The following is a 3,137-nucleotide window of genomic DNA, read 5'->3' as shown; positions in this document are numbered from 1 at the left end:
CCAACATTCCGGTGGGAATCATCGCCCAGTCCAGATTAAACAAGAACATGGTCAAAATCCCCAGGACTGCACCAATACCAACACCTATACTGGCGACAATCATAAGCTCAATTAAGGTCATTCCACGATAAACACTTGGTGCTTTATTCAAGCGTTCGGGAATAAACAAAATCTCTACATTGGACGACTGTTCTTGCATCATATTTCCTATAAAATATCTTTTGCTTTATTAAGCAACCAAATTGCCACAACAAGAAGAAGCACACCCACTAAACAGATAGCCCCCAAATCACCCCAGGTCTTTTTCCCAGCACGCACTTCACCAAAGGTTTCGATTGCGGCAAACGCAACTTTGATAAAGGCGTAAGCTGAAACCAGCAATCCAGCAAATACAATTGCATCATAGGCATAGTCTTGCATCATTTTAAGAATGCCGTCATTCCCCGAGCTTCTTGATGGAGCGTCCATTTTTGGCATATCCGCTTGAGCAGGTTGTGGTAACAACACACCAGTACTTAAGGTGCCTAATAACACTGCCGCCGTTGCGATTTTTTCACCAACTTGATGCCCAAATTGGTTCACTCGTTCTTTAACATTGTTTAAAGTTGTTTTCATAATGGATCCTTGAGTAAAGATAAAACTAAGGTTGTAGAAACATGTAAGTCATAATGCAGAAGAGTATTAATGTGCGAGCCAAGAGCCAAATGAACGTTGATGCTTTACCGCCGTGACGGAACTCATCAAATCCTTGCAAAAGAATGTACACGATCACCAGTAATAAAACGACAAAGAAGATGGAAGCCGCAAAACCATAAAAGGTGACAGGTGCGGAACTTGAACCTGCTGCCGCTTCAAAGGCTGCTGCAACATCCTGAGCACTGTTTGCCATGATTAATTTCTCACTTTGTCATATTCACCCGATAACGTACGAAGTTGACGCGGATCACGCGGTTGCGCACGTTCAGAATTAATGTATTGATTAATCCCTTGGGAAATCGTCTGAATATCTTGACGAGCCTTGCGGTAATCAAAATAAACACGTGTTTTAAGATGAGAAAGTGCTTGTGATTCTGCACGAGCTAATGCTTGCTTGGCTGAATCCAATTGTCTTATCGCTTGCTCTAATTCAGATTGCTCTGTCGCAAAGGATAAGGTCGGTGATAACGCAACAAATAAAACTGTTGCAGTTAAAAGGCTACGCATAAGAATTCTCCACGAAAATGAAATACATTGACTACGGGAAAATAATGCAAGATTGATGGTTGAAATTTAATAGAAAATTGTATTTGAACTTGAGAGAGTTTTTTTAGAAAGTCTTACAAAGATATTTTCAATTAATTATTGCGGCTATTTTTAGTTGTTGGATAATAAGGTTATCCTTTATGCTATCGTTGATAGCAAGGAAAGTGACCTGAGTCTGAAAGGTTACAGTTTTACTGCGGTAAAAATGACTCACACCCTTAACACAGTCTAGGTCTTGAGATTGTGGTTTGCGCAAGCAAATTGACCAATCCCTTAGCCACATATTGGCAAAAAAACTCTTGGCTTTCTGTAAAAGAGTGCTCTTTTGAGTTGAAAGCATATAAAACGTTATTCACACCTTAACAGGGAAATCCTTATTCCCTGTGGGCGTAAGCGATTTCCCATATTTTATATGGAGATGCTTATGCGAATTTCACTTCAATTAGCCTGTTTAGCGGGTTATATCTCAAAAAATGGTGCTATCCCACAAGAGTTAATCCGTTCCATTAAAAATGCGGCGGTGACAATTTGGGAACAATCACCAAAAGATAAAGCAGTACGCTTTATTCATAAAATGCCGACACCTAATGGGCAATATTTTCGTTTCTTTAACGTTAGTCAAAAAAATGAAAATGAATTAGTCATTTCACTCTAAAGGTGGTGATTTAATGCCTATAAAGAATCTAATCCTAAAATTTAACACACACATTGTCAGTGTTATATCAGAAGATCTGAGGAAAGTCGGTACTTATGTACTAGGTATCGGTCTCGCCGCAATTATCATACCTAATGATGGTATTGAAATCTTGGTGGCGACATTGTTGATTTTATTCGGTTTACATCTTTGGATCGCTGGAATATCATTAGCATACCTGGCAACAAACTTTAACAAGGAGTAACTTATGCATCCAATTATTTATATTGTTGGTACGCTCGCATTACTCGCGACTATTTTTTGTGGTCTTTTATATTGGGCATATTGGGATTTACTCTTCCCAAAAGATCAAGATAAAACACATAAATAGTACTTTTCACTTATTCAAATCGTCACCGCTATAAACGTGATGATTTCTACATTAACCCCATGGGGAAACATTATCCCCAGTGGGCATAGTGTTTCCCCTTTTTTACATAATTTGGAGAAATACTATGGATATTCCTTAGTGATATTTCTCTTTTTTGGGGAGATATATCATGAATATTCTACCTGACTCCGTTTATCAAGGGAAAAGCGCATTACATCACTTCAATTTAGAATTAATGGAATCGCTTTCTTTGATAACAATTTTTACTTATCCAAAACGTGATTTAAGCCAACCTCGACCTATCGGTGGCAGTTGCCCTATAGCTTACGCACTTAAACACTTGGAAAATTTAAACCTAACAGTAGAACAACGTATAGTGTTTTTTCGCTACGTATCTCAATGTATTCATTATTTTAATCAGTGTCTCAAAAGAGATTGCCATATTGATTACATTATACCGATGCCATCATCATGCGAGTTAACACAGCATGTTGCCATACTATTAAGTCGTTGTTTTCAACGTCCTATGATTTCAATATTTGAAAAAACAAATATTTCAATGAAATCTATTCCGTTAGAGCAACGTAATCAATTTAATCCACTAATTTTAAATGCAGCCAATTCTTCTGACTTCACAGGTAAAACAGTGTTATTAGTTGATGATCTGGTTGCAACTGGAAGTACATTAACAAATGCAAATCATTTAATGAAAATGCATTTTAATGACATACAGACCATCGCATTCAGTTTATTTAAAACTGAATGCTAAGTTTCTTTCACTTCACTACAAACTGAAAATATTTTCAGTTTTGTCGTCCCATGGGGAATACATTCCCAATGGGATGTGTTCTCCATTTTACTTACGGAGAA

General features: G+C 37.5%; 7 protein-coding genes. 3 read left to right on the top strand and 4 right to left on the bottom strand.

The features are described from left to right. The 4 genes from Q0O89_RS10460 to Q0O89_RS10445 form a co-directional block, all read right to left on the bottom strand. On the bottom strand, window positions 1–199 hold a 199-nt coding region (locus Q0O89_RS10460), incomplete at its 3' end, for a DUF3487 family protein (RefSeq protein ID WP_293731629.1). Window positions 200–207: 8 nt separating this feature from the next. Continuing rightward, window positions 208–615 (bottom strand): TIGR03745 family integrating conjugative element membrane protein, encoded by a 408-nt coding sequence (locus tag Q0O89_RS10455; protein WP_273317704.1) that lies wholly within the window; start codon window positions 613–615, stop codon window positions 208–210. A 25-nt stretch (window positions 616–640) separates the two neighbouring features. Then, the gene (locus Q0O89_RS10450) at window positions 641–889 is read right to left on the bottom strand and encodes a DUF3262 family protein (protein ID WP_273317701.1); all 249 of its coding nucleotides are present in this window, start codon (window positions 887–889) and stop codon (window positions 641–643) included. A 2-nt stretch (window positions 890–891) separates the two neighbouring features. Beyond that, window positions 892–1,203, bottom strand: a complete 312-nt coding sequence (locus Q0O89_RS10445) for an RAQPRD family integrative conjugative element protein (protein ID WP_273317698.1) — start codon at window positions 1,201–1,203, stop codon at window positions 892–894. 463 nt (window positions 1,204–1,666) lie between these two features. Between Q0O89_RS10445 and Q0O89_RS10440 the strand changes: the two genes are divergently transcribed. The 3 genes from Q0O89_RS10440 (at window position 1,667) to Q0O89_RS10430 (ending at window position 3,036) form a co-directional block, all read left to right on the top strand. Further along, on the top strand, window positions 1,667–1,897 hold the full coding sequence (locus tag Q0O89_RS10440; protein WP_293731628.1) for a hypothetical protein: 231 nt from the start codon (window positions 1,667–1,669) through the stop codon (window positions 1,895–1,897). 247 nt (window positions 1,898–2,144) lie between these two features. Beyond that, entirely contained in the window at window positions 2,145–2,267 is a 123-nt protein-coding gene (locus tag Q0O89_RS10435) for a hypothetical protein (RefSeq protein WP_293731627.1), read from the top strand. Window positions 2,268–2,436: 169 nt separating this feature from the next. Further along, entirely contained in the window at window positions 2,437–3,036 is a 600-nt protein-coding gene (locus tag Q0O89_RS10430) for a phosphoribosyltransferase (protein WP_293731626.1), read from the top strand. Window positions 3,037–3,137: the final 101 nt, after the last annotated feature.

Origin of the sequence: uncultured Actinobacillus sp. (genome assembly GCF_945915845.1) — a bacterium.
GTDB lineage: Bacteria > Pseudomonadota > Gammaproteobacteria > Enterobacterales > Pasteurellaceae > Exercitatus.
The sequence above is the reverse complement of the archived record's forward strand: the minus strand, read 5'-3'. Positions and strand labels throughout refer to the sequence as shown.